This is a genomic window from Nevskia sp. (genome assembly GCF_051860985.1).
GTDB lineage: Bacteria > Pseudomonadota > Gammaproteobacteria > Nevskiales > Nevskiaceae > Nevskia.
The window spans coordinates 103557-126424 of the sequence record NZ_JBIMKV010000006.1 but is presented as its reverse complement, the minus strand read 5'-3'; the positions used below and the strand labels follow the sequence as shown (position 1 = coordinate 126424).

Here is a 22868-nt window from a genome sequence, read left to right as displayed (position 1 = left end):
TCTCGCCCCCATGACCTCGCCTGCCGCTTCCTCCCGCGCCCTCTGGGCGCTGCTGTTCGCGTCCGGCGCGCTGTTGGCGATCACCATGGGCGCGCGCATGTCGCTGGGCCTGTTCGTGCAGCCGCTGGCCGCCGACACCGGCGAAAGCCTGGTCGCGATCAGCTTCGCGCTGGCGGTCGGCCAGCTGGTCTGGGGGCTGGTGCAGCCGCTGTTTGGTGCCATTGCCGACCAGCGCGGCGCGCACGGCGTGCTGGTGCTCGGCGGCCTGCTGATGGCGGCGGGGCTGGCGCTGGCGACGGTGTTCACCAGCGGCCTCGGCCTGGTGGTCTGCCTCGGCGTGATGACCTCGGCCGGTGCCGGCGCCGGCGCGTTCTCGATCCTGATCGGCGCCACCGCGCGCCAGCTGCCGGCGGAGCGCCGCTCGTTCGCCGCCGGCCTGATCAATGCCGGCGGCTCGGCCGGGCAGCTGCTGTTCGCGCCGCTGGTGCAGGCGGCGATCACCGCCTTCGGCTGGGTCACGGCGATGCTGGCGGTGGCCGCCTCGGTGCTGACCACGCTGCCGCTGGCGCATCGGATCGCACCGAAGACGGCGGCCACCCTGGCGCAGCCTGCTGCCGCTGCGGCCGATGGCGGCCTGCGCGCGCAGCTGAATCAGGCGCTGCGCGACCGCAGCTACCTCTTGCTCAACCTGGGCTTCTTCACCTGCGGCGTGCATGTCGCGTTTCTGGTCACCCATCTGCCCGGCGAAGTCGCGCTGTGCGGGCTGCCGGGCACGGTGGCTGGCCGGGCGCTGGCGCTGGTCGGCGCATTCAACATCGCCGGCAGCCTGGCCGCCGGCTGGCTCGGCCAGCGCTACCGGCTGAAGCACATCCTTGGGCTGATGTACCTGAGCCGCGCGCTGCTGATCGCGCTGTATCTGGCCTCGCCGCGCAATGCGCTGAGCGTCTACCTGCTGGCCGCCGGCCTCGGCTTCACCTTCCTGGCCACGGTGCCGCCCACGGCCGGGCTGGTCGGCAAGCTGTTCGGCACCCGTTATCTCGGCACGCTGTTCGGGCTGACCCTGGTCAGCCACCAGATCGGCGGCTTCTTCGGCGCCTGGCTCGGCGGCCTCACCATCAGCCGCTTCGGCGATTACGGCTGGATGTGGATCGCCGACATGGCGCTGGCGCTGCTCGCCGCGCTGTTCTGCCTGCCGGTGCGGGAAGCGCGGCTGCCGTCGAGGCCCGCTGCCCAGCCGGCCTGATCGCGGCCCGGATGTGCTCAGGGCACATCGGTCAGCAGCGCTTTCAGCTTCTGCAGATCGGCTTCGTTGCTGTTCGACAGCACGATGAAGCTGCGGCCGTGGTCGAGATCGCGCAGCCACAGCGCATTGCTGCCCTGGATCGCGCCCTGTCGCTCGGCGCAGCGGGTATCGCGGCCGGCCACCGAGCACGGATAGGTCCAGAAGCCATAGGCGACGTAGCCCAGTGCTTCGTGGGCGCGCAGCATCGTGTCCGTCGACTGCCGGTTCAGCAGGCGGTGCTCGCGCAGCGCGCTGTCGAAGCGCAGCAGGTCGTCGACGGTCGAGCGCATCGCGCCGGCCGCGCCGAAGCTTTCCGGGAAGTACGGCGGATCGGCGCGCAGCACCCCGGGCGCGGTGTCGGCATCGACGACATAGGCCGAGGCGAGGCGCGGCACCAAGTCGCCGCTGGCCAGCATGGCGGTGTCGCGCAGGCCCAGCGGCTTGACGATGCGCGCGTCGACCAAGGTCGCGAACGGCTTGCCCTCCACCGCTTCGAGCAGCTGTTCGAGCAGCCGGTAGTCGACGTTCTTGTAGGCAAAGCGGCTGGCCGGCGGCGACTGCAGCGGCCCGCCGGCTTCGCGTTCGACGAACGCGGCGGCATCGAGCGGCTGCTGGTACGGCCGCATGCCGTCATTCTGGTCGTGATCGGACAGGCCGGAGGCATAGGTCAGCAGCTCGTCGACGGTGACGGCGGCGAACGGCCGCTCGGCATAGGCCGGCAGCCATCGGGCCAGCGGCGCGTCGAGCTGCAGCCGCCCGGCTTCGACCGCCTGCATCACCAGCACCGCCGTGAAGGTCTTGGTCAGCGAAGCGATGCGGAAGCGGGTGTCGACGCGGTTCGGCTGCCGCCATTCCTCGCTGGCCAGACCGAAGGCGCGCCGGTAGACCGGCTTGCCGTGGTCGGCCACCAGCACCACGCCGCGGAAATGCTGGCTGCGGGCGAAGTCGCGGACCACGGCCTCGAAGCCGGCCGGTCCCGCCGCAGGGGCGCCAGCGGGACCAGCGGCAGTGGCCAGCAGCGGCAGGCCGGACAGAAGCGCCGCAGCGGCGGCACGGCGAAGTGGCGGAGATGTCATCGGCAGGATCGGGCAGGTGATGGCTGCCGACGATCCTGCCCGAGCGGCTATTTCGGCGCAGCCTCGATCAGCAGCGCCGGCCGCCGACGCGCGCGGATGATGCCGTCGCCGGCGTAGATCACCAGCGCCATCCAGATCAGCGCGAAGCCGATCGCCCGCGCCTGCGTGAACGGCTCGTGGTACAGGAACACGCCGAGCAGCAGCTGCAGGGTCGGGCCGATGTACTGGATCAGGCCGATCGTCGAATACGGGATCAGCCGCGCGCCGAAGGCGAACAGCGCCAGCGGCACTGCCGTCACCAGGCCGCCGGCGAACAGCATCACGTCGATCAGCAGCGTGGTGTGGCCGAAAGCGCCGTCGCCGTGCAGCTGCAGCCACAGCAGGTAGACGGCCGCGAACGGCGCGATCAGCAGCGTCTCGGCGCCCAGACCGGCAATCGCGTCGACCTTCACGGTCTTGCGGATCAGCCCGTACAGCCCGAACGAGAGCGCCAGCGCCAACGAGGTCCACGGCAGGCTGCCGGTCTGGATCGTCAGCCACGACACGCCGGCGAACGCGAACGCCACCGCCAGCCACTGCGGGCGGTTCAGCTGCTCCTTCAGGATCAGCACGCCCAGCAGCACGTTGACCAGCGGATTGATGAAGTAGCCGAGGCTGGTTTCCAGCACATGGCCGGAGTTGACGCTCCAGACGTAGATGATCCAGTTGCAGGAGATCAGCAGCGCGGTGACGAACAGCCGCAGCCGGGTCGGGCCATCGGCCAGCGCCGTGCGCACCTGCGCCAGCTGGCCGCGATAGCCGAGCCAGGCCATCACGAACAGGCAGCACCACAGCAGCCGGTGCGACATGATCTGCAGGGTCGGCACGCTGCTCATCGGCTTCAGGTACAGCGGCAGCAGGCCCCAGACCAGGAAGGCGCCGATCGCGGCCGCGTGGCCGCGGTTGAACGACGAGGAGGAAGCAGCGGCCGCAGGCGCGGCGGCGGGAGTCGACATGGTGTCCTCGGTGGCGGGTCGGCCACCGCAAGCTTGGAGGCGCGCGATGATACGCCTGCCGTCCCGGGCTTCGATGACGGCCGCCGCCATTCATCCGCTCCGCCATGCCGACGCTCCGCGACATCGACGACTGGTACGCCCGCCGCCACTGGACGGTGTTCGACTTCCAGCGCGCCTGCTGGCGGGCCTACCTGCGCGGCGAATCCGGGCTGATCCACGCGCCGACCGGCTGCGGCAAGACGCTGGCCGCCTGGCTCGGGCCGCTGCTCGAAGCCGAAGATGCGGACGAGCCGATCCGGGTGCTGTGGATCACGCCGATGCGCGCACTTGCGGCCGACACCACAGGCAGCCTGCAGGCCGCCTGCGAGGCGCTCGGCGTGCCGTGGAAGGTCGAATGCCGCACCGGCGACACCAGTGCCAACGCCCGCGCGAAGCAGCGCAAGCGGCTGCCGCAGTGTCTGGTGACGACGCCGGAATCGGCCTCGCTGCTGCTCAGCTATGCCGACCTGATTCCGCAGTGGCGCGGGCTGCGCGCGGTGATCGTCGACGAATGGCACGAGCTGCTGGCCACCAAGCGCGGCGTGCAGACCGAGCTGGTGATCGCGCGGCTGCGCGCGCTTGCAACAGGGCTGCGGGTCTGGGGCCTGTCGGCGACCCTGGGCAATCTCGACGAGGCGCAGGCCGTGCTGCTCGGGCCGGGCCGCGATCCGGCGCGCAGCCGCACCTACGGCGCCGACCTGCCGAAGACCCTGCGCCTCGACACGCTGGTCCCGGACGCGGTCGACCGCTTTCCCTGGGGCGGCCACATGGGCCTGCCGCTGCTGCCGAAGGTTGCCGAGGTGCTCGACCGCGCCCGCTCGACCCTGGTGTTCACCAACACCCGCGCGCAGGCCGAGCGCTGGTTCGAGGCGATCCAGATGATCCGCCCGGAACTGCCCAGCGCGCTGCATCACGGCTCGATCGATGCTGAAGCGCGCACGGCGGTCGAGCACGGTCTGAAGGACGGCTCGCTGCGCGTCGTCGTCGCCACCAGCTCGCTCGATCTGGGCGTCGACTTCTCGCCGGTCGAACAGGTCGTGCAGATCGGCGGGCCGAAGGGCGTGGCGCGGCTGCTGCAGCGGGCCGGCCGCTCCGGCCACCAGCCGGGGCTCGCCAGCCGTATCGTCTGCGTGCCGACCCATGCGCTGGAGCTGGCGGAATTCGCGGCCGCCCGGACGGCCATCGAGCAGCGCCGCATCGAGGCGCGCCGGCCGCTGGTCCACTGTCTCGATGTGCTGGCCCAGCATGTCGTGACCCTGGCGCTGACCGGCACGATGACGGCGGACGCGATCCGCGCCGAGATCGCCGGCAGCCATGCCTACGCCGCACTGCCGGATGCCGAATGGCAATGGGTGCTCGACTTCGTGATGCGCGGCGGCGCGCTGCACGCCTATCCGCAGTTCCGCAAGGTGGTGGTGCGCGACGACGGCACCCTGATCGTCGATGACGCGACCGTCGCCCGCCGGCACCGGATGAGCGTCGGCACCATCACCTCGGACTCGATGATGCGGGTCCAGTACCTGAGCGGCGCCGGCGTCGGCTCGGTCGAGGAAAGCTTCATTGCGCGGCTCAAGCCCGGCGAAAGCTTTCTGTTCGCCGGTCGCAAGCTGACCCTGGTCCGGGTCAAGGACATGGCCGCCTACGTGAAGCCGGGCGGCAAGAGCCAGACGATCCCGCGCTGGAACGGCGGCAAGATGCCGCTGTCCTCGACCTTGGCCGACAGCCTGGTCGAACTGCTGGCCGCGCCGGAAGCGAGCCCCGCGCCGGAAGTGCAGGCGCTGGCGCCGCTGCTGGCAATCCAGCGCCAATGGTCGCGGCTGCCGCAGCCCGGCGTGCTGCTGGCCGAGCGCGCCACCTCGCGCGAAGGCGAGCACCTGTTCGTCTATCCGTTCGCCGGCCGCCATGTGCACGAAGGGCTGGCGGCGCTGCTGGCCTGGCGGCTGTCGAAGCGGGCGAAGATCACCGCCACCTTGACGCCGAACGACTACGGCTTCGAGCTGCTGGCGGAATCCCTGCCGCCGCTCGATGGCGAAGCGCTGAAGGCGCTGCTGGCGCCCGCCGATCTCGATCTCGACCTGCCGGCCAGCCTGAACGCGGCCGAGATGGCCAAGCGCCGGTTCCGGGAGATCGCCCGTGTCGCCGGCCTCGTGTTCGAGGGCTATCCGGGCGCCGGCAAGACGGTCAGGCAGGTGCAGGTGTCGTCCGGCCTGCTGTTCGACGTGCTGGTGAAGTACGACCGCGACAACCTGCTGACCCGCCAGGCGCTGGCCGAGGTGCTGGAACAGCAGCTCGACTACCGGCGGCTGCGGCAGGCGGCCGAGCGCATCGCCGGGCAGGACGTGGTGATCGTCGATACGCCACGCTTCACGCCGCTGGCGTTTCCGCTGTGGGCCGAGCGGATCGGCTCGCGGCTCAGCACCGAAGACTGGAAGGACCGGGTGCTGAAGATGGCCGCGACCCTGGAAAAGGCGGCCGCCAAGGCCTGAGGCGCGGCGGCCCGAAACAGGGAAGCCCCGGCCTGCCGGGGGGCGCAGGCCGGGGCTTCATGCCGCTGCAGCGGCAAACCTTGGGGCTTCAGCGACCGCCGCGGTCGTCGCCCGGTTCGCGCTCGCCGCTGCGGCCACGGCCGCGACCGCGGTCATCGCCCGCCTCGGTGCCACGGCCCCGGCCGCGATCGTCGCCGGCTTCGCGGCGGCTGGCGCTGCGATCGGCCTGGCGATCGTTCTGCCGGTCGGCCTGGCGGTCGGCGCGGCGATCTTCGTGACGCGGGTGTTCGCCGGCCTCGCGGGCAGCGGCGGTCTGGGAGGCCAGCAGGCCGGCGGCGGCGAGGCAGCTGGCGGCGATCAGGGAAAGCTTGTTCATGGTGCGGGTTCCTGGTGGTTCGACAGTAGGGATGTGCAGGGATGAAGCGCCGTGCCGTGGATCGAAGCCCGAGCGCCGCACACCCTGCCCCCTGACAACGCACCAGGCGGCCGCTTATTCCGCCGATCAGCGGCGGATTTTTTTCGCATCGGCGGCGGAATAAATCGCCGCGCCGGCCGTTGTCCTGCCGAGCCCTTGCGGCTGCGCGTCCGCTGCTGTGGCGCGCTGCGCACGGCGCGGACCTGACCAAGTTTTAACTTTCATTTTCCAAGCGCCGCGCGTTGACTGCGGACGCTTCACGACCGTCCCCGGAGACTGCCCGATGTCGTTTTCCCCTTGCCGTACGGCGTTTGCCGCCACGCTCGCCACCCTGATCGCGGCGGCCGGCGGCCCCGCGCTGGCCGCCGACAGCCTGTCGTTCGGCACCGGCGCCGATTACGCCAGCGGCAAGTACGGCGGTACCACGCGCACCGAGGTGCTGGTGGTGCCGATCTCCGCGCGCCTGCGCTGGCAGGACTGGTCGGTGCGGCTGACGGTGCCGTACATCACCGTGCGCGGCCCGGCCGATGTCATCGTCATCGCCGACGACAACGGCGGTTCCAGCGGCAGCTCCGGCGGCAGTTCCAGCAGCGGCTCCGGGCGTGGCAGCGACGACAGCGGCGGCAGCAGTGGTGGTGGCGGCAGCGATGACAACGGCGGCGGCGGCGGCGGCGGCAGTGGCAGCGGCCAGGGCCGTGGCCGGGGCGGCAACGACTCGTTCAGCGACAACCGCAGCGTGTCGGGCATCGGCGATGCCACGCTGGCGGTGACCCGCTCGTTCAATGCGATCGCCGATACGCCGATCTATGTCGATGTCAGCGGCCGCGTGAAGTTCGCCAGCGGCAGCGAGAGCAAGGGCCTCGGCGTCGGCGCCACCGACTACACGGCCGGCAGCGAGGTCGGCTACGCGGGCAAGGGCGGCGGCGTCTATGTCACCGCCGGCCGCCGCTTCCTCGGCAGCACCGCCACCCTGCAGCGCAAGGACGGCTGGCAGTGGAGCGCCGGCGGCTGGGTCAACCTTGGCGAATCGGTCGAAGCCGGGCTGCTCTACAGCTGGCGCGAGACGGCCGTCGTGGCCGGCGTCGACGCGCGCAATGTCGAGGCCAGCCTCGGCGTGCTGCTGGGCGGCGGCTGGCAGGCCGGCCTGTTCGCCGGCGCCGGCCTGTCCGACGGCAGCCCGGACTACAGCGGCGGCGTCAGCCTGTCATGGCAGTTGCCGCTCTGACCGGCCCGCCCACGCCGCCATCGCCGGCCGCCACTGCACCGCCCGCCGGGCGGTGCAGCGGCGGCTTTCTGCGTTTCGCGCGCAGGGCGTCAGCCATCGCCGCGCCCGCCTGCGGGGCAGCCGGGTCGCCCGTCGGCAGCGGTGCCGGGCGCGCGTCATTGGGCGGCCCGATGCCACGACAGGAACAGGTGACACCGATGCCGCCGGCCGGCACGCCGGCTTCGGCGCAGATGGCAGCGGGGGTTTCAGCGGCGGCGATGACGCCGGGGCTGATCGGCCCGACCGGCGCTTTCCGGCCGGCATCTGTGGCCGGGCCGCGCGCAGGCGGGCCGGCTCTCGGGCCGGATCTGGGGCTGGCGTGGCAGACGGCGCGCGAGCCGGGGCGGCGACGGCCCCGGCGGCGCGCGGTTTCAGCGCGGCGGCGGTCCGGCCCAGCGGCCGGCGATCAGGGCGCGTTCCTGCTCGGCATCGACGGCGTCGCTGCCGCCGAGGCGGTTCATCAGCTGGTCGATCGCCGCATTGCTGCCGGCCGGTCGCAGTTCGCCGGGGGCGGCGCCGTCGCCGGCTTCCAGTGCCAGCAGCTGCCAGCCGCTGTCATCGCGGCAGGCCAGGCCTTCGCGGACGCCGTTGTCCTGTTCGAACACGCGGCACCAGCGACCGTCATCGGCGCGGAAGCTCAGCACCGGGCGGATCACGGAGCCGCCGTCGCGGGCTTCGCTGCCGCTGGGCGTGCCGTCCAGCGCCAGCTGCAGCGCGGCGGTCGCGGCCGGCTGCGGGTTGCCGCCGCGATTGACGACCACCAGGCCGACGATCGCCGCCGCCAGCGAGGCCGCCAGCGCGCCGCGCCAGACCGGCTGCCGGAAGCGGCGCACCAGGCGCCGTTGCGGCAACTGCGGCTGAGCGCTGGTGGTGGTGTCGCTGGCGGCGCGCGGCGGCAGCCGGAACGGCTCGCCCGGCCGGTGGGCCAGGATCGCCGCCGCCAGCGGATCGTTGTCGGCAGTCGGCGTCAGCGGGTAGGCCGCCTTCAGCTGCTGATCGGCTGCGCGCAGCCGTTCCAGCCGCAGGCGGGCGCCGGGATCGGCGGCCAGCGCGGTTTCGAATGCGGCGCGCTCGGCCTCGGCCAGCTCGCCGTCGAGATAGGCGCACAGCAGTTCGTCGTTCAGTTCCATGGCCTCGTTGTTCCTCGTGATCGTCAGGTCGCCTTGCGCAGCGACGGCTCGGCGCCGAGCAGCGAGGCCATGCGGGCGCGGGCCCGCGACAGCCGGCTCATTACCGTGCCGATCGGCACGTCCAGCGCGGTGGCGGCGTCCTGGTACGACAGGCCGTCGAGCACCACCAGGGTCAGCACCGCGCGCTGCTCCTCCGGCAGCGTCTGCAGCGCGGCGCGGGCTTCGGCCCATTGCAGCGCGTTCAGCGTCACGTCGCGTCCATCCTCGCCCATCACTTCGGTGACCTCGTCGAGCGGTTCCGCCTTGCGCCGGTGGGCGCGCAGTTCGTCGCGCCACAGGTTCTGCAAGATCCGGTACAGCCAGCTGTCCAGCGAGGTGCCCGGTTCCCACGATGCCTCGTGGCGCAGCGCCCGCTCGACTGCCATCTGCACGAGATCCTCGGCATCGTGCGGCGCATGGCACAAGGTCAGCGCGAAGCGGCGCATGCGCGGTAACCGTGCCACCAGTTCGTGCCTGAAATCCGGCATCCGCCTCACCTGTTCCTGTCCCCGACAACGATCGTCGGCGGCGATTATTCCCGGGATGCCCGATCCCGGCAGCAGGAGTGCTGCGCCATGACCCATCCCGCACCCCGTTTCCCTGGTCGCCGCGCCGGCCTGCTGCTGGCCATCGCGCTGTGTCCGCTGCTGGCCTGCCCGTCGGCGCGCGCGCGCGACGGCGGCGAAGTCCGCGAAGTGCGCGAATCGCGTGCCCAGCGCGACGCCCGCGAGGCCCGCGACCAGGCCGATCGCGAGCGCAGCCGCGAAGCCGACCGTGAAGCGCGCGACGCCGCCCGCAGCAGCGGCAAGGACAGCGGCGGCGGCGACCGCAGCGGCGGTGGTGGTGGCGGCAGTGACGGCGGCGGCGCGGCACCAGCCGCGTCCGGATCGGCCCGCAGCAGCGGCGGTGGCGAGACTGATGCCGCCAAGGCCAAGGCGGACGCCGACAAGGCCCAGGCAAAGCGCACCGAGGAGGCAGACAAGCAGGCGGCCGACGCTGCCAAGGAAGCGGCCAAGGAAGCCGAGGACGCTGCCAAGGATGCGGCCGATGCCGCCGAGGACGAGGCCAAGGACGCCGAGCACGGCGACGATCGCATCGACCTGGTGGCCGACGACCGCCTGCGCAGCGGCGAGCCGCTGGCGGTGGAGCACGGCCTGGACGGTCGCGAGCGGATTGCCGGCGAGGTGCTGATGATCGACCGCAGCGCCGCCGTGGCCCGCGTGCAGGCAGCCGGCTACCGCCTGCGTTCGGAGCGGCCGGTGCCGGGCCGCGACGAAACCATCGCCCGCGTGCAGCTGCGCGCCGGGCAAACGGTGGAGCAGGCGCTGCGCCAGCTGCAAGGCATCGCGCCGCAGGGTCTGTTCGCGCCGAACCATGTGTTCCGGCCGTCGCAGGTCGATCCCGGCCGGGACGCCGCGCGGCTGGTAGCGCCGGCGGTGAAGCTGCCGGCGTCCGCTGCGTCCGTCCCGGCAGCGGGCAACGGCCGGCCGTTCAGCGTCGGCATCATCGACACCGGCGCCGATCTGGCCGCCGCGCCGATCGCCGCCGCCGTCAGCCGCAGCCGCAGCTTCGTCGGCAGCGATTACCTGCCGCGCGGCCACGGCACCCTGGTGGCCGAAATCGCCGCTGCCGGCGGTGCCCGGCTGGCGCTGGCCGATGTCTTCGGCGCCGACGCCGACCAGCGCCTAGTGGCGCCGGCCGATGCCATTGCCGCCGCGATCGCCTGGCTGATCGACGAACGCGCCGGGGTGATCAACATTTCCATCGAAGGTCCGGACAACCCGGTGATGGGCCTGATGGTGCGGCGGGCGCTGGCGGCCGGCATCGTCGTCGTCGCAGCGGCCGGCAACGGTGGCCCGGCGGCGCCGCCGGTCTACCCGGCCGCCTATCCGGGTGTGGTCGCGGTCACCGCGATCGACGGCCGCGACCAGGTCTACCGGCGTGCCAACCGGGGCCCGTACATCAGCTTCGCAGCGCCGGGCGTGAACGTCGTCAGCAGCGCCGGCAGTTTCGGTGGCCAGCCGGTGTCCGGCACCTCGTTCGCGGCGCCGGCGGTGGCGGCGACCATCGCCCGCGACCTGCGCGGCGATGCATCAAGCGCCGCCGATGCCGTGCTGGCCCGGCTGCGCGCTGCCGCCCGCGACCTGGGCGCCGCCGGCTACGACCCGGTCTACGGCTGGGGCGCGGTGGGTGTTGGCAGCGCAGCGGTTGCGCCGGTAGTGCCACCGCCGCGCTGAGGCGGCTCGCGGGGCGGCGGGTTTCGCGGCCGCCACCGGCGGTTATCGAAGGGCGTGGTCATAGCGGCCGCAACCGCTACGATCAGCGGCCCTAGCCGGCCTGCCGACGAACCCGAGATCCGCCGATGACCGCCGAAACCCCGAAGTCCGCTTCCCCTGCTGCACCCGCCGCCGCCAAGGTGCCGCGCGACAAGCAGGACGACTACACCCGCGAGATCGCCGCCACCCGCCGCGACTTCGTGGCCGCGCAGACCGGCACCCGGCTGGAGCATGTCGGCCACTACTCGTTCAGCCCCGACGTGCTGCCCGGCAACATCGAGAACTTCATCGGCGTGGCGCAGGTGCCAATCGGCCTCGCCGGGCCGCTGCGCATCAACGGCGAACACGCCCAAGGCGATTTCTACATCCCGATGGCCACCACCGAAGGCACGCTGGTGGCCAGCTACAACCGCGGCATGCGGCTGCTGACCGAGCACGGCGGCGTGAAGTGCACCGTGGTCGACGACCACATGCAGCGCTCACCGGTGTTCATGTTCGACGACGCGCTGGCCGCGCGCGGCTTCGGCGAGTGGATCACTGCCCACCACGCCGACATCGCCGCCGCCGCCGAAGCCACCACCCGCATCGGCAAGCTGAAGCGCATCGGCCAGTACGCGGTCGGCAACCTGCGCTACCTGCGCTTCAACTACGCCACCGGCGATGCGGCCGGCCAGAACATGGTCGGCAAGGCCACGCTCGCCGCCTGCCAGTGGATCCAGGCAAACCATCCGCTGCACCCGAATTTCATGCTGTCCGGCAACATCGACACCGACAAGAAGCACTCGCAGATCAACACGCTGAACACGCGCGGCAAGCGGGTAATTGCCGAAATCACGCTGAAGGACTCCATTCTGAAACCGCTGATGGGCGTCACCGGCAAGCAGCTGTTCCACGCCCGCCAGATCAGCCAGGCCGGTGCCTTCATCGCCGGCAGCGCCAACAACGCCGCGCACGCCGCCAACGGCATCACCGCGCTGTTCATCGCCTGCGGGCAGGACGTCGCCAACGTCGCCGAATCCCATGCCGCCACCACCTACTGCCAGCTGCTCGACAACGGCGACTACTACTGGTCCATCACGCTGACCAGCCTGATCTGCGCCACCTATGGCGGCGGCACCGGGCTGGCCACGCAACGCGAATGCCTGGAAATGCTCGGCTGCTACGGCAAGGGCGGCGCACTGAAGTTCGCCGAGATCTGCGCCGGCGTGGTGCTGGCCGGGGAGACTTCACTCAGCTCCGCGATCCTCGCCGGGGATTGGGTGTCGTCGCATGACCAGCTGGGGCGGAACCGGCCGTGATCGCGTCGTACCGCCAGCCCCCGTATCCTGACCAAGGCTCGCTGAGTACGGATCGGTGTTATCCAGCGTTTTCGCACGATAATCTTGCAGCGGCAGTTTATCGTGCATTTTTGCAGCCTAACTTTTAGTTGGATTCACTCAAGAGGTTAACTTTTGCCAAATCCGTTCAACCCCCTAGACTGGCTGAAAACCGCGCAAGACTGGTTTGCAAAAACCGAACGGTCTAGCGGATTCAGACCATTTCTTATCTACCTGCTTCTCTGCTTCGGTGCGGGCATCGTGCTCTTGAGCATTGCCGGGGAGCGCCCTATGGTTGAGGCGCTTGGTCTAGTCCTCATCGCAATCCCTGCTTTGTCCTTTATCCCACTTTACGGCTGGAAGTCCCATGCGGATCCGGACTTTTGCAGATCGGAAACCCACGTTCAGCGGTTAAAAAAGATTGAGCTAGAAGCAATGGGCACCGAGTCTTTTCAGATTGATGGAGAGATCATAGAGCAGAAAGCCATCGCGGCATCCATAAGAGAGCCCAGCGCCTTGGGTGATAGTTCAAGCGCTGAGGGTGGTGCATGAACTTCTATATCGTCACCTTTGACCGCCAAGTAGGTGTTTCCTACAAGCCATTTCACGAAGCATTTACAAAGCACGTGAACTTTCGCCGTTGGTGGCACTACATTCAGAGCAGCTACCTGATTGGTACCGAGCTTAGTGAAGCGGAGGTTTCAGAACACTTTGTCAACACGGCCAAAAGCCTAAATATGAGGGCGACACATTTGGTCCTAAAAGTCGACCTAAAGCGGCGGCAGGGAATGTTGCCAAAGGACGCTTGGGAGTGGTTTAAGAAAAATGCATGAATCCAACAAGGCGCTCCAGCGGACAGCCCCGCCTTCGGCGGGTCTGCCGCCGAGCTGAGGCGTTGAGGCTGTAGAAAAACCCCTGGATTTAAGGGGCCAGGCTCAAGTTCTTCTCCTTGCTTCGGCTTATGCGCTGCACGCCGCCTGCTGATGCAGTACCTGCATGGCGGCCGCCATCAGCAGCGCGGAGAGCGCGACCCAGTCGGCGGTGACGACGCGGGCGATCGCGGCGTTGTGCGGCCCGGCGCGGGCGACGATGACGAGGAATGACGCTGCGCTGACGATGCCAGCGATCAAGGCCGGCGTACGCAGCGTCGGCAAGAACGCCGCCATCAGTAGCAGCAGGCCCAGCAGACCGAATAGCACTGCCCGGTGGCGCAGCAGGATGTCGATGTTGGGCTCGTCGACGGGAATCCCGTAGAGCCGCTCCAGCCGCGCGCCACCGAGCACTCCGGCCAGCGGCAGCAGCGAGGTAGCCCGGATAGAGCAACGCGAAATCCGGGGCAGCATTCACCCCGAAGCTCAAGCCGTCTGGATTTCGCTGCGCTGTATTCGGGCGACGCTTGATCCGGTCATTTCCAAACGGAAGCCCAACCGCGCGGTCAACCGTTGGCCACCAGCCAGTTCTCCACCGCCAGCCCTGCCACCCGCCCGAACTCGCGAACGTTATCGGTCACCAAGGTCAGACCCAGTGCGCGGGCGTGTGCTGCGATCAGCAGGTCGTTCGGGACAATCGGCGTGCCCTCCCGTTCCAGCGAGGCACGGATATCCGCGTAATGCTCATCGACCGGTGCTTCCAGCGGCAGGATCGGCAGCGGTGCGAGGATGGCCTCGACCTGTGTCGCCAGCTTCGACGAGCCGCTCTTGGCGAGGCCGAAGCGCAACTCGCAGGCCACGACGATGCTGGTGCACACGCTGCCTTCCCCGGCCCGCTTCAAGTGCTTCAGCACCGGGCCCTGGGGCAGTTTCGCGAGGCTCGAAATGATGTTGGTATCAAGCAGGTAGCGAAGCGCGTCGCTCACAGCCGAACGTCATCCACCGGCGGCAAGCCGGCATCGATGTCAGGGAAATTGTCGCGATCGGAGTCTGTCAGCGGTTGGAGCGTTGCCAGTACTGCCAGCAGACCGAGCGGTTGCTGAGCGGGTTCCAGGATCAGCCGGTGGCCTTCCTTGCGCATCACCGCTTCATTGCCCGGCAGCTCGAATTCGCGCGGGATACGCAGCGCCTGATTCCGTCCGTTGCGGAACAGGCGAACAATTCTTTCCGGTTCCACCAGCATCTCCTGCAGTTGGCATATGTCAAGCCTATGCCGATCGGGCTGCATGATGCAAGGCAATGGCTGAGCGCCCGGCTCGGGAGCAGCGAGGTCGCCCGGGTCGAGCAACGCGAAACCCGCAGCAGCGTTCACGCCGCAGATCGGGTCTCCCGGATTTCGCTGCGCTGTATCCGGGCTAGGCTTATCTGCCGGGCCGACGCTGTTCGTCTTGACGAGCAGCTTCGCTCGAACGTGTGGCGTCACGGTGCACGCCGATTGCCGGGTTCCACAGATGAACAACATCCGCGTATCCATCATTGGCTTCATGGCAGGCGTGGCGATTCACGCGCTGGGCCACGCGGCCGGCCCTGCCGAGTCGCTGGTTGCCGTCATCGAGCAGCAGGACCGCGCGGTGTTCGATGCCTTCAACCGATGCGCGGACCCGGAGCAGTTGAAGGCACACGAAGCCTTCTTTTCCGCGTCGGTCGAGTTCTATCACGACACCGGGGGCGTCACGTGGTCCCGCGACGCCATGCTGGCCAACACCCGCCAGTACGCCTGCGGCAAGTACCGGCGCGAATTGGTCGCTGGCAGCCTCCGGGTTTACCCGATCAAGGACTTCGGTGCGATCGAGCAGGGCACGCATCGCTTCTGCGGCATTCCGGATGGGCCGTGCGATGGCCTCGCGGATTTCACGATGGTCTGGCAGTCGGATTCCGGCCAATGGCGAATCACGAGGGTGCTGAGCTATGGCCATCGCGCTGCCCACGCGGCCACGGCCACCGTGGAGTGATGCCCGTTCTTGTGTGGGCAGTTCGGTGGTTCCGTGGGTCGTTCAGGTCGCGAGGCAACCTGCGGATTCAAGGGGCCAAGCTCAAGTTTTGCCCCCTGCTTCGGCTGACGAGCTGCCAGCTCAGCCGGCCGCCGGCCGATGCAGCGCATGCACGGCGGCCGCCATCAGCAGCGCGCAGAGCGCGACCCAGTCGGCGGTGACGACGCGGGCGATCGCGGCATTGTGCGGTCCAGCGCGGGCGACGATGACGAGGAATGACGCTGCGCTGACGATGCCAGCGATCAAGGCCGGCGTACGCAGCGTCGGCAAGAACGCCGCCATCAGTAGCAGCAGGCCCAGCAGACCGAATAGCACTGCTCGGTGGCGCAGCAGGATGTCGATGTTGGGCTCGTCGACGGGAATCCCGTAAAGCCGCTCCAGCCGCGCGCCACCGAGTACTCCGGCCAGCGGCAGCAGATGAATGATCGCGGCGATCAGCAGGCCGGCGGGAATCAGATGGCGCATCGGGCTTACCTCCATCGGGCATCACGTGCTTGTAGCGCACTGCGGCCCGCGCGGCGATGACCTTGCACGTCATCGTCCGATGCCGCTTTTCAACCATGACGGCGCGAAGCCGACTCGCCGGTGCCCGTCGCAGTCCGTGCCGGGCGCGGCAGCCTGCTGCTGACGCTGCAAAGCACGCAAGCGCCCTTGAAAAGAAAAAGCCCCGGCAGCGCGAGCGGCCGGGGCTTGTCTTCACATCACGTCACGTCACATCAGGCCATCGCAGGCGCGATGGCATCGGCGTGTTTCGCCCTCAGTGCCGCACATCGGCCAGCGCCAGTTCGCCGTCGTCGTCGGCATCGGCAGCGGTGGCCGGCTTCACGTGGTCCGACGCCAGCCACAGATACATCGCCGGCACCACGAACAGCGTGAACAGCGTGCCGATCGAGATGCCGGTGGCGATCACCAGACCCATGTGGTTGCGGCCGACGGCACCGGCGCCGTCGGCGATCACCAGCGGCATGACGCCGAGCACCATCGCGGCGGTGGTCATCAGGATCGGGCGCAGGCGGGTTTCGGAGGCGATCTCGATCGCTTCGAGCTTCGACTTGCCCATCACGCGCTGCTGGTTGGCGAACTCCACGATCAGGATGCCGTGCTTGGCGATCAGGCCCACGAGCGTCACCAGACCGACCTGGGTGTAGACGTTCAGCGTGGCGAAGCCGAGGAACAGGAACACCACCGCGCCGAAGATTGCCATCGGCACCGACATCATCACGATCAGCGGGTCGCGGAAGCTTTCGAACTGTGCGGCCAGCACCAGGAAGATGATGATCAGCGCGAAGGAAAGCGTGACCAGGAAGCCACCCGATTCCTTGACGTACTGGCGCGACTCGCCGGCGTAGTCGATGGTGAAGCCGGCCGGCAGCGTTTCCTTGGCCAGCTGGTTCAGCAGCGCCAGCGCCTCGCCCTGGGTGCCGCCGAACACGGCACCGATGGTGGCCGAGTTCAGCTGCTGGAAGTGCGGGATCGACTGCGGCACGGTTTCGGTCTTGAAGCTGATCACGGTGGAGGCCGGAATCAGCTCGCCGCTGGCGGCACGCAGGTAGTAGCCATCGAGCTGGCCGGCGTTCAGGCGCTCGGATTCGGTGACCTGCGGAATCACCTTGTAGGAGCGGCCGGCGATCGAGAAGTAGTTGACGTAGCCGCCGCCCAGCAGCGAGCCGAGCGTGCCGCCGACTTCGCGCATGGTCAGGCCCAGTGCGGCGACCTTGTCGCGGTCCACGGTGACGGTGGTTTGCGGCTTGTCGATCTTCAGGCCGTTGTCGAGCACGTAGAACTTGCCGGTGGCCTGGGCCTTGGCGATCAGCGCCTGCGACACCTCGTAGAGCTTGGAGAACGGCTCGGTGGTGTTGATCACGAACTGGATCGGCAGGCCCTGGCCGGCACCCGGCAGTGACGGCGGATTGACCCAGAACACGTTGGCGCCGGCCACCTTCTGGCTGCTGCGGGTCTGCAGGTCGACATTGATGTCGGCGATCTTGCGGCTGCGTTCCTCGTAGGGCTTCATGACGAAGCCGCCGATCGCCGAGTTCAGCTGCCCTTCGCTGGAGATCTGGAAGGCGTTGGCGTATTCCGGCGTGTCCTTGATGATCCCGTACATCTGGTCGGTGTAGGTCAGCATCTGCTTGGCCGAGGCATTCGGCGCCGCCGAGGAGATATAGAACAGGAAGCCCTGGTCTTCGGCCGGTGCCAGTTCGCCGGTGGCGAGCACGCCGCCGAAGAAGCCCGGGGCCGTCATCATCAGCACCAGCAGCGCGATGATCGTGAAGCCGAAGCCGACCACCAGCTTCCAGGCACCCAGCAGGCTGCCGAGCAGCTGGCGGTAGACGCTGGAGAACTTCTCGAAGTTGCGGTCGATCGCCTGCACCAGCTTGTTGGAGCCGTGGTCGTCCTTGAAGAAGGCGCCGGCCATCATCGGCGACAGCGTCAGCGCCACCACCGCCGACACGCCGACCGCGCCGGCCAGCGTGAACGCGAACTCCGAGAACAGCACGCCGGTGAGTCCGCCCTGGAAGCCGATCGGCACGTAGACCGCGATCAGCACCACCGAGATCGCGATGATCGGCCCGGCCAGCTCGCGGGCGGCGATCAGCGCCGCCTGCATCGGCTTCTTGCCGAGCTTCATGTGGCGGTCGACGTTCTCGACGACGATGATCGCGTCGTCCACCACGAGGCCGATCGCCAGCACCAGCGCCAGCAGGGTCAGCAGGTTGATCGAGTAGCCGAGCACCAGCATCACGAAGAAGCCGCCGATCAAGCTGAGCGGCATCGCCACCACCGGGATCAGCACCGAGCGGAAGCTGCCCAGGAACAGGAAGATCACCACGGTGACGATCAGCAGCGCTTCGATCAGCGTCTTCTGCACTTCGCTGATCGAGGCGCGGATGTAGGCCGTGGCGTCATAGGAAATCTCGCCGTGGATGCCTTCCGGCATCTCCGCGAGGATGTCCGGGAACACCTTGCGCACGTCCTTGATCACGGTCAGCGAGTTGGCGTCCGGCGCCACCTTGATGCCGATGAACACCGACTGCTTGCCGTCGAAGCGCGTCGAGGCGTCGTAGTTCTCTGCGCCCAGCGTCACCGTGGCGACATCCTGCAGCCGCACCAGCGCGCTGCCCTTGTTCTTGATGACGAGGTTCTTGAACTCGTCGACCGAGTGCAGATCGGTGCCGGCCGTCAGATCGACGCTGATCATCTGGCCCTTGGTGGTGCCGAGTGCCGACAGGTAGTTGTTGGCCGCCAGCGCCGTGGTGACATCGGTGGAGGTCACCCCGAACGCGGCCAGCCGCTGCGGGTCCAGCCAGGCGCGCAGCGCGAACTGGCGGCCGCCGAGGATCGACACCAGCTTCACGCCGGCCACCGACTGCAGCTTCGGCTGGACGACGCGGATCAGGTAGTCGGTGATCTGGTTCTGCGGCAGCGTGTCGCTGGAAAAGCCCATGTACAGCGAGTCGATCTGCTCGCCGACCTGCACGGCCAGCGTCGGCTGCTGCGCTTCCGGCGGAAGCGCGTTCAGCACCGACTGCACCTTGGTGTTGATTTCGCTGAGCGCGCGGTTGGAGTCGTAGTTCAACGCCAGCGTGGCGGTGACGGTGGAGATGCCGGTCGACGACGACGAGGTCATGTAGTCGATGCCCTGCGCCTGCGCCACGGCTGCCTCGATCGGCGTGGTGATGAAGCCGGCCACCACATCCGGGTTGGCGCCGTAGTAGACCGTCGACACGGTGACCGTGGCGTTCTCGGTCTGCGGATACTGGCGTACCGGCAGGCTCAGCATCGAGCGGATGCCGAGCACCAGGATCAGCAGGCTGATGACGGTCGCCAGCACCGGCTTCTTGATGAACAGATCAGTGAATTTCATGCGGACTTGTCCTCGGTGAGGCGCGCGGGCGCGCTCACTGGTCCTTCGGCTGCGGGTTGGCGTCGAAGCTCGGCTGCACGGCGTTGTTGATGTTGACGCGGGTGCCGTTGCGCAGCTTCAGCTGGCCGGTGGTGACCACCTCGTCGCCTTCCTTCAGGCCGGACAGGATCGCCACCTGATCGCCGCGCTTCGGGCCGGACACCACGAACACCTGACGGGCCACCAGCACCGGCGGCGCGTTCGGGTCGACCGGCTTGGCCGGCGCGGCGGCCGGGGCTGCGGCGGCCTTCTCGCCCTTGGCGGCAGCAGCCTTGGCGGCATCGGCGGCGCGCTGCTCGGCGTCGATCTTGTCGAGCGCCTGGTTCTTGGCCAGCGTCGCCGGCAGGTTCGGATCGGGCGCGTTCTCCTCGCCGCGCTTGACCACCACGAACACCGTTTCGCCGTACGGATTGAAGGTGATCGCGGTCTGCGGCAGGGTCAGGTAGCGCTGCGGCTTGCCGATCGACACGCGCAGGTCGGCGAACATGCCGGGCAGCAGGCGCTGCTCGGGATTGGCGATCGTCGCCTGCACGCGGACGTTGCGGGTTTCGGTATCGACGATCGGGTTGATCGCGCTGATCGTGCCTTCGAACACCGTGCCCGGGAAGCTGTCGATGGTCGCCTTCACGGTTTCCCCGACCTTCAGCTGCGCCAGCTGCTGCTGCGGCAGGTTGAAGTCGGCGTAGATCGGATCGAGCTGCTGCAGGGTTACCACGTTGGCACCGGCCGCCAGGTACTGGCCGCGGTTGACCGTGGAGATACCGAGCCGGCCGGCGAACGGCGCGCGGATCGCCATCTTGGCGACCAGCGCCCGCTGCTCCTCGACCGCTGCCTTCGCCGACTTGGCGGTGGCCACGCTGTTCTCGTAGGCGGCGCGGGAAATCGCTTCGGCCTCGAACTGCAGCTTGTCGCGGGTAGCGTTCAGCGCGGCCAGTTCGGCATTGGCTTCCAGCGAGCGCAGCTTGGCGCGGTCGGCATCGGCCACCAGCTGCAGCAGCGGCGCGCCGGCCTTGACGTCCTCGCCAGAGCGGAAGCCCACTGCTTCCACGGTGCCGGCCAGCTCGTTGGCCAGCTCCACACCGCGTACGGCGCGCAAGCTGCCGACCACCGGCAGTTCCGTCGACCAGTCCTGGAATTCGGCCTTGGCGGTCGACACGGCCGACTGCGGTTCCGGCATCGCGGCATAGCCGGCGAGGGTTTTCTTGACCTGCAATGCCTTGATGCCGCCGATGACGAGAATCAGGACGACAACAACGCCAATCAGGGTGAGCCAGCGCTTCATGGGGTACTTCTCCGAAATCGACCGGATGCGGCCGAGGGGTCTGGATGCGTGCGGATTGCGGGTGACGGGCGCGCGGTCAGCGGGCCGGTGCGGCGAGTGCGGCCTGGGTGGCCGGCGCCGGTGCCGGCAGGGCCGCGTTGACCTCGGTGTCCCAGTCGCCGCCGAGCGCGATGTGCAGCGCGGCGGTGTCGCGCAGGCGGCTGGCCACGGTCACGTAGTAGCCAGCGCGCGCGCGGGTCAGCTCGGCATGCAGCCGGGCTTTCTCGGTGGCGGTGCCGGCGCCCAGCGCGTGCTGCCGGTCGGCGTTCTGGTAGGAGATCTCGGCGGCCTTGGCGGCGTTGGCGTAGGCGCCCAGCAGGCTGGCGTTGGACTGCAGCGCCTGCAGCGAATCGGCAACGTTGCGGAACGCGTTGAGCACGGTCAGCCGGTAATCGGCCTCGGCCTTCTCGTAGTCGGCGATCGCCGCCTTCTTCAGCGCCGACAGCTCGCCGGCGCGGAACAGCGGCTGGGTCACCGCCGTGCCGATCGACCAGATGTTGTTGCTGAACAGGTCGCCGATCTTGGTCGCCTGGGTACCCAGGTTGGCGCTCAGCGAGATCTGCGGCAGCTGGTTGGCGGTGGCCACGCCGATCTTCGCGGCGGCCTCGTGCAGGCCGGCTTCGGCCGCGCGCAGGTCGGGCCGCTGGCGCACCAGCGTCGACGGCAGGCTGACCGGAATCTCGGTCGGCAGCTTCAGCGACACCAGCTTCAGGTCGACCGCTGCCGCCGAGCCCGGCGTCCGGCCCAGATACACGGCCAGCTGCGTGCGGGCGGCCTGCGCCCGCTGCTCGTAGGTCGACAGCGACACCTGCTCGTTGGCCAGCTGGCCTTCGATCACCGCGACCTCGGCGGTGGTGATCGCGCCCAGCTCGCGCTGGCGGCGGGCGATCGCCACGCGCGCCGTCTGGTCCTGCACGAGAATGCGGGCGCCATCGGCCAGCAGATCGTTCTCGGCCACGGTGATCGCGGTGGTCACGACATTGCCGATCAGCGTCTGGTAAGCCGCCGTCAGCTCGTGCTCGCGGGCCTCGGCCGATGCCTTCGCCGCCTCCACGCCGCGCCGCGTGCCGCCCCACAGGTCCAGCCCGTAGCTGACGTTCACCGACGCGTTGAACAGGTTGTAGATCAGCCCGCCGCCGCCCGGCTGGCCGAAGCTGCCGAAGTCGATCTTCTGGCGGGTGCCGTTGAAATCGAGGCTGGCATCGGGGAACAGGTCGCTGTAGCGGGCGCGGGCATTGGCCTGCGCCGAGCGCAGCGCCGCCTGCGCCGAGGCGATTGACGGGCTGGCGCGCAGCGCATCGTTGACCAGGGCGTTGAGCTCCGGCGAGCCGTAGAGCTCCCACCAGCGCGCCGACACCGGCGCGTTGTCGAGGAAGCGCTGGGCTTCGCCACCGGCCACGTCGGCGCTCACGGTTGCGGCCGGCAGCGGCGTCAGGCTCAGCTTCTCGTCGGCGCCGGGCACCGGCGGCGACTTGAAATCCGGCCCCACGGCGCAGCCGGCCAGCAGCGCCAACGGCAATACCAGGGCCGCGCTCCATGCAGTGCGGGTCATGCTTTCGGTCTCGTTTTCGTTGCGGTGGAACCCGGCACGCGCGGTTTGCGGCGCGTGTCGGTGCGGGCCTTCGGCTTCGTGGCTTGGGTGGCCGGCGTCGTTGCCGGCGTGCGCGGTGCCGCGATGACGCCGCCGAGCACCGTGCGGAACACGAGCTCGGCGTAGGTGTCGGGATCGGCGCCGACCTGCAGGCCCGGGAAGCGGTCCAGGATCTGCCGGTTCTGGAAGAACAGCATCACCGTCGCGCCGATCATCAGCGTGACGGTGGACGGGTCGATGTCGGCCGCGAATGCGCCGTTCGCCTGCCCCTGCCGGATGATGCCGACCACGGCGTTGAAGTTGCGCATGAACACCGGCTCGACCAGATCGCGACCGGCGCAGCAGCCGGTGTTCAGCACTTCGCGGACCACCAGGTGGGTGTTCAGCTCGTTGGTGAAGGCATCGTCGAAATCGAAGCGGATCAGTTCCCGCAGCTTGTCGACGCTGCCCAGGTCGGTGCGCGCCAGCAGCGCTTCGGCGAATTCCGCATGGCCCTTGCAGGCTTCCCGCAGCACGCCCTGGTGCAGCGCTTCCTTCGACTTGAAGTGATGAAAGATGTTGGCCTTGCTGACCCCGGCCTGGGCGGCGATGTCGGCGATCGACACCGAATCGAAACCGGCGCGCGCAAAGGCGATCGTCGCGGCTTCGAGGATCGCGCGGGCGCCGCTGGCAAGGTCGGGTAGAGGCGGCATCGGGCACTGCGCGGATGGACGGGCGGCAAGACTAACCGATCGGTCGGTCAGATACTAGCGGTGCCGCGCGACATTGTCATGACAGTGGAAGACCGCAGGGGCTTGCCCCCGGCTGCGCA

Annotated in this window: 21 protein-coding genes; 8 read left to right on the top strand and 13 right to left on the bottom strand. The window is 69.0% G+C overall.

Going from position 1 to position 22868, the window contains the following annotated elements:
* Positions 1-10: 10 nt before the first annotated feature.
* Positions 11-1243 (top strand): MFS transporter, encoded by a 1233-nt coding sequence (locus ACTIGJ_RS08140; RefSeq protein WP_439639797.1) that lies wholly within the window; start codon positions 11-13, stop codon positions 1241-1243.
* A 17-nt stretch (positions 1244-1260) separates the two neighbouring features.
* On the opposite strand, the gene ACTIGJ_RS08135 is transcribed toward ACTIGJ_RS08140, so the two are convergent.
* Together ACTIGJ_RS08135 and rarD are read right to left on the bottom strand one after the other, a co-directional pair.
* Positions 1261-2358: a serine hydrolase domain-containing protein gene (locus ACTIGJ_RS08135; RefSeq protein WP_439639796.1), complete on the bottom strand. Its 1098-nt coding sequence runs from the start codon at positions 2356-2358 to the stop codon at positions 1261-1263.
* Positions 2359-2405: 47 nt separating this feature from the next.
* The gene (rarD, locus tag ACTIGJ_RS08130) at positions 2406-3353 is read right to left on the bottom strand and encodes an EamA family transporter RarD (RefSeq protein WP_439639795.1); all 948 of its coding nucleotides are present in this window, start codon (positions 3351-3353) and stop codon (positions 2406-2408) included.
* 104 nt (positions 3354-3457) lie between these two features.
* Between rarD and ACTIGJ_RS08125 the strand changes: the two genes are divergently transcribed.
* Positions 3458-5878, top strand: coding sequence for a ligase-associated DNA damage response DEXH box helicase (locus tag ACTIGJ_RS08125; RefSeq protein ID WP_439639794.1), 2421 nt, complete (start codon positions 3458-3460; stop codon positions 5876-5878).
* Positions 5879-5966: 88 nt separating this feature from the next.
* Here ACTIGJ_RS08125 and ACTIGJ_RS08120 read toward each other — a convergent pair whose 3' ends face one another.
* On the bottom strand, positions 5967-6254 hold the full coding sequence (locus ACTIGJ_RS08120; RefSeq protein WP_439639793.1) for a hypothetical protein: 288 nt from the start codon (positions 6252-6254) through the stop codon (positions 5967-5969).
* Between the two features lie 322 nt (positions 6255-6576).
* Here ACTIGJ_RS08120 and ACTIGJ_RS08115 point away from each other — a divergent pair, with 322 nt between their 5' ends.
* Positions 6577-7518, top strand: coding sequence for a hypothetical protein (locus ACTIGJ_RS08115; protein ID WP_439639792.1), 942 nt, complete (start codon positions 6577-6579; stop codon positions 7516-7518).
* Positions 7519-7928: 410 nt separating this feature from the next.
* Here the strand turns inward: ACTIGJ_RS08115 and ACTIGJ_RS08110 are convergent, their stop codons facing one another.
* Both ACTIGJ_RS08110 and ACTIGJ_RS08105 read right to left on the bottom strand, forming a co-directional pair.
* Complete coding sequence (locus ACTIGJ_RS08110) at positions 7929-8687, bottom strand: anti-sigma factor family protein (RefSeq protein ID WP_439639791.1); 759 nt, start codon at positions 8685-8687, stop codon at positions 7929-7931.
* 23 nt (positions 8688-8710) lie between these two features.
* On the bottom strand, positions 8711-9214 hold the full coding sequence (locus ACTIGJ_RS08105) for an RNA polymerase sigma factor (RefSeq protein WP_439639790.1): 504 nt from the start codon (positions 9212-9214) through the stop codon (positions 8711-8713).
* Positions 9215-9301: 87 nt separating this feature from the next.
* Between ACTIGJ_RS08105 and ACTIGJ_RS08100 the strand changes: the two genes are divergently transcribed.
* The 4 genes from ACTIGJ_RS08100 (at position 9302) to ACTIGJ_RS08085 (ending at position 13151) form a co-directional block, all read left to right on the top strand.
* Positions 9302-10963 carry a S8 family serine peptidase gene (locus tag ACTIGJ_RS08100; RefSeq protein WP_439639789.1) on the top strand — a complete coding sequence of 554 codons (1662 nt, stop codon included), beginning with the start codon at positions 9302-9304 and terminating at the stop codon, positions 10961-10963.
* A 125-nt stretch (positions 10964-11088) separates the two neighbouring features.
* A complete protein-coding gene (locus tag ACTIGJ_RS08095) occupies positions 11089-12300 on the top strand; it encodes a hydroxymethylglutaryl-CoA reductase (RefSeq protein ID WP_439639788.1) in 1212 nt (403 codons plus the stop codon).
* Between the two features lie 153 nt (positions 12301-12453).
* On the top strand, positions 12454-12870 hold the full coding sequence (locus tag ACTIGJ_RS08090) for a hypothetical protein (protein ID WP_439639787.1): 417 nt from the start codon (positions 12454-12456) through the stop codon (positions 12868-12870).
* Entirely contained in the window at positions 12867-13151 is a 285-nt protein-coding gene (locus ACTIGJ_RS08085) for a hypothetical protein (protein ID WP_439639786.1), read from the top strand. The genes ACTIGJ_RS08090 and ACTIGJ_RS08085 overlap by 4 nt, the downstream gene beginning before the upstream one ends.
* A gap of 126 nt (positions 13152-13277) precedes the next feature.
* On the opposite strand, the gene ACTIGJ_RS08080 is transcribed toward ACTIGJ_RS08085, so the two are convergent.
* From ACTIGJ_RS08080 to ACTIGJ_RS08070, 3 genes are all read right to left on the bottom strand, one after another.
* Positions 13278-13661, bottom strand: coding sequence for a phosphopantetheine adenylyltransferase (locus tag ACTIGJ_RS08080; protein ID WP_439639785.1), 384 nt, complete (start codon positions 13659-13661; stop codon positions 13278-13280).
* A gap of 92 nt (positions 13662-13753) precedes the next feature.
* Positions 13754-14173 carry a type II toxin-antitoxin system VapC family toxin gene (locus tag ACTIGJ_RS08075; RefSeq protein WP_439639784.1) on the bottom strand — a complete coding sequence of 140 codons (420 nt, stop codon included), beginning with the start codon at positions 14171-14173 and terminating at the stop codon, positions 13754-13756.
* Positions 14170-14424 carry an antitoxin gene (locus tag ACTIGJ_RS08070; protein WP_439639872.1) on the bottom strand — a complete coding sequence of 85 codons (255 nt, stop codon included), beginning with the start codon at positions 14422-14424 and terminating at the stop codon, positions 14170-14172. Before ACTIGJ_RS08070 ends, ACTIGJ_RS08075 begins: the two co-directional genes overlap by 4 nt.
* A gap of 274 nt (positions 14425-14698) precedes the next feature.
* On the opposite strand from ACTIGJ_RS08070, the gene ACTIGJ_RS08065 reads away from it, so the two are divergent.
* Positions 14699-15199: a nuclear transport factor 2 family protein gene (locus ACTIGJ_RS08065; RefSeq protein WP_439639783.1), complete on the top strand. Its 501-nt coding sequence runs from the start codon at positions 14699-14701 to the stop codon at positions 15197-15199.
* A 120-nt stretch (positions 15200-15319) separates the two neighbouring features.
* On the opposite strand, the gene ACTIGJ_RS08060 is transcribed toward ACTIGJ_RS08065, so the two are convergent.
* From ACTIGJ_RS08060 to ACTIGJ_RS08040, 5 genes are all read right to left on the bottom strand, one after another.
* Positions 15320-15703: a phosphopantetheine adenylyltransferase gene (locus tag ACTIGJ_RS08060; RefSeq protein ID WP_439639782.1), complete on the bottom strand. Its 384-nt coding sequence runs from the start codon at positions 15701-15703 to the stop codon at positions 15320-15322.
* A gap of 292 nt (positions 15704-15995) precedes the next feature.
* Entirely contained in the window at positions 15996-19106 is a 3111-nt protein-coding gene (locus tag ACTIGJ_RS08055) for an efflux RND transporter permease subunit (protein ID WP_439639781.1), read from the bottom strand.
* Between the two features lie 34 nt (positions 19107-19140).
* Positions 19141-20427 (bottom strand): efflux RND transporter periplasmic adaptor subunit, encoded by a 1287-nt coding sequence (locus tag ACTIGJ_RS08050; RefSeq protein ID WP_439639780.1) that lies wholly within the window; start codon positions 20425-20427, stop codon positions 19141-19143.
* Between the two features lie 76 nt (positions 20428-20503).
* Complete coding sequence (locus tag ACTIGJ_RS08045) at positions 20504-22018, bottom strand: efflux transporter outer membrane subunit (RefSeq protein ID WP_439639779.1); 1515 nt, start codon at positions 22016-22018, stop codon at positions 20504-20506.
* Positions 22015-22749, bottom strand: a complete 735-nt coding sequence (locus ACTIGJ_RS08040) for a TetR/AcrR family transcriptional regulator (protein ID WP_439639778.1) — start codon at positions 22747-22749, stop codon at positions 22015-22017. Before ACTIGJ_RS08040 ends, ACTIGJ_RS08045 begins: the two co-directional genes overlap by 4 nt.
* Positions 22750-22868: the final 119 nt, after the last annotated feature.

What these genes read in the sequence shown, in the direction of transcription:
- ACTIGJ_RS08140 (WP_439639797.1), top strand. Translation starts at nt 11, where the DNA reads ATGACCTCGCCTGCCGCTTCCTCCCGCGCCCTCTGGGCGCTGCTGTTC.
- ACTIGJ_RS08135 (WP_439639796.1), bottom strand. Translation starts at nt 2,358, where the DNA reads ATGACATCTCCGCCACTTCGCCGTGCCGCCGCTGCGGCGCTTCTGTCC.
- rarD (WP_439639795.1), bottom strand. Translation starts at nt 3,353, where the DNA reads ATGTCGACTCCCGCCGCCGCGCCTGCGGCCGCTGCTTCCTCCTCGTCG.
- ACTIGJ_RS08125 (WP_439639794.1), top strand. Translation starts at nt 3,458, where the DNA reads ATGCCGACGCTCCGCGACATCGACGACTGGTACGCCCGCCGCCACTGG.
- ACTIGJ_RS08120 (WP_439639793.1), bottom strand. Translation starts at nt 6,254, where the DNA reads ATGAACAAGCTTTCCCTGATCGCCGCCAGCTGCCTCGCCGCCGCCGGC.
- ACTIGJ_RS08115 (WP_439639792.1), top strand. Translation starts at nt 6,577, where the DNA reads ATGTCGTTTTCCCCTTGCCGTACGGCGTTTGCCGCCACGCTCGCCACC.
- ACTIGJ_RS08110 (WP_439639791.1), bottom strand. Translation starts at nt 8,687, where the DNA reads ATGGAACTGAACGACGAACTGCTGTGCGCCTATCTCGACGGCGAGCTG.
- ACTIGJ_RS08105 (WP_439639790.1), bottom strand. Translation starts at nt 9,214, where the DNA reads ATGCCGGATTTCAGGCACGAACTGGTGGCACGGTTACCGCGCATGCGC.
- ACTIGJ_RS08100 (WP_439639789.1), top strand. Translation starts at nt 9,302, where the DNA reads ATGACCCATCCCGCACCCCGTTTCCCTGGTCGCCGCGCCGGCCTGCTG.
- ACTIGJ_RS08095 (WP_439639788.1), top strand. Translation starts at nt 11,089, where the DNA reads ATGACCGCCGAAACCCCGAAGTCCGCTTCCCCTGCTGCACCCGCCGCC.
- ACTIGJ_RS08085 (WP_439639786.1), top strand. Translation starts at nt 12,867, where the DNA reads ATGAACTTCTATATCGTCACCTTTGACCGCCAAGTAGGTGTTTCCTAC.
- ACTIGJ_RS08080 (WP_439639785.1), bottom strand. Translation starts at nt 13,661, where the DNA reads ATGCTGCCCCGGATTTCGCGTTGCTCTATCCGGGCTACCTCGCTGCTG.
- ACTIGJ_RS08065 (WP_439639783.1), top strand. Translation starts at nt 14,699, where the DNA reads ATGAACAACATCCGCGTATCCATCATTGGCTTCATGGCAGGCGTGGCG.
- ACTIGJ_RS08060 (WP_439639782.1), bottom strand. Translation starts at nt 15,703, where the DNA reads ATGCGCCATCTGATTCCCGCCGGCCTGCTGATCGCCGCGATCATTCAT.
- ACTIGJ_RS08055 (WP_439639781.1), bottom strand. Translation starts at nt 19,106, where the DNA reads ATGAAATTCACTGATCTGTTCATCAAGAAGCCGGTGCTGGCGACCGTC.
- ACTIGJ_RS08050 (WP_439639780.1), bottom strand. Translation starts at nt 20,427, where the DNA reads ATGAAGCGCTGGCTCACCCTGATTGGCGTTGTTGTCGTCCTGATTCTC.
- ACTIGJ_RS08045 (WP_439639779.1), bottom strand. Translation starts at nt 22,018, where the DNA reads ATGACCCGCACTGCATGGAGCGCGGCCCTGGTATTGCCGTTGGCGCTG.
- ACTIGJ_RS08040 (WP_439639778.1), bottom strand. Translation starts at nt 22,749, where the DNA reads ATGCCGCCTCTACCCGACCTTGCCAGCGGCGCCCGCGCGATCCTCGAA.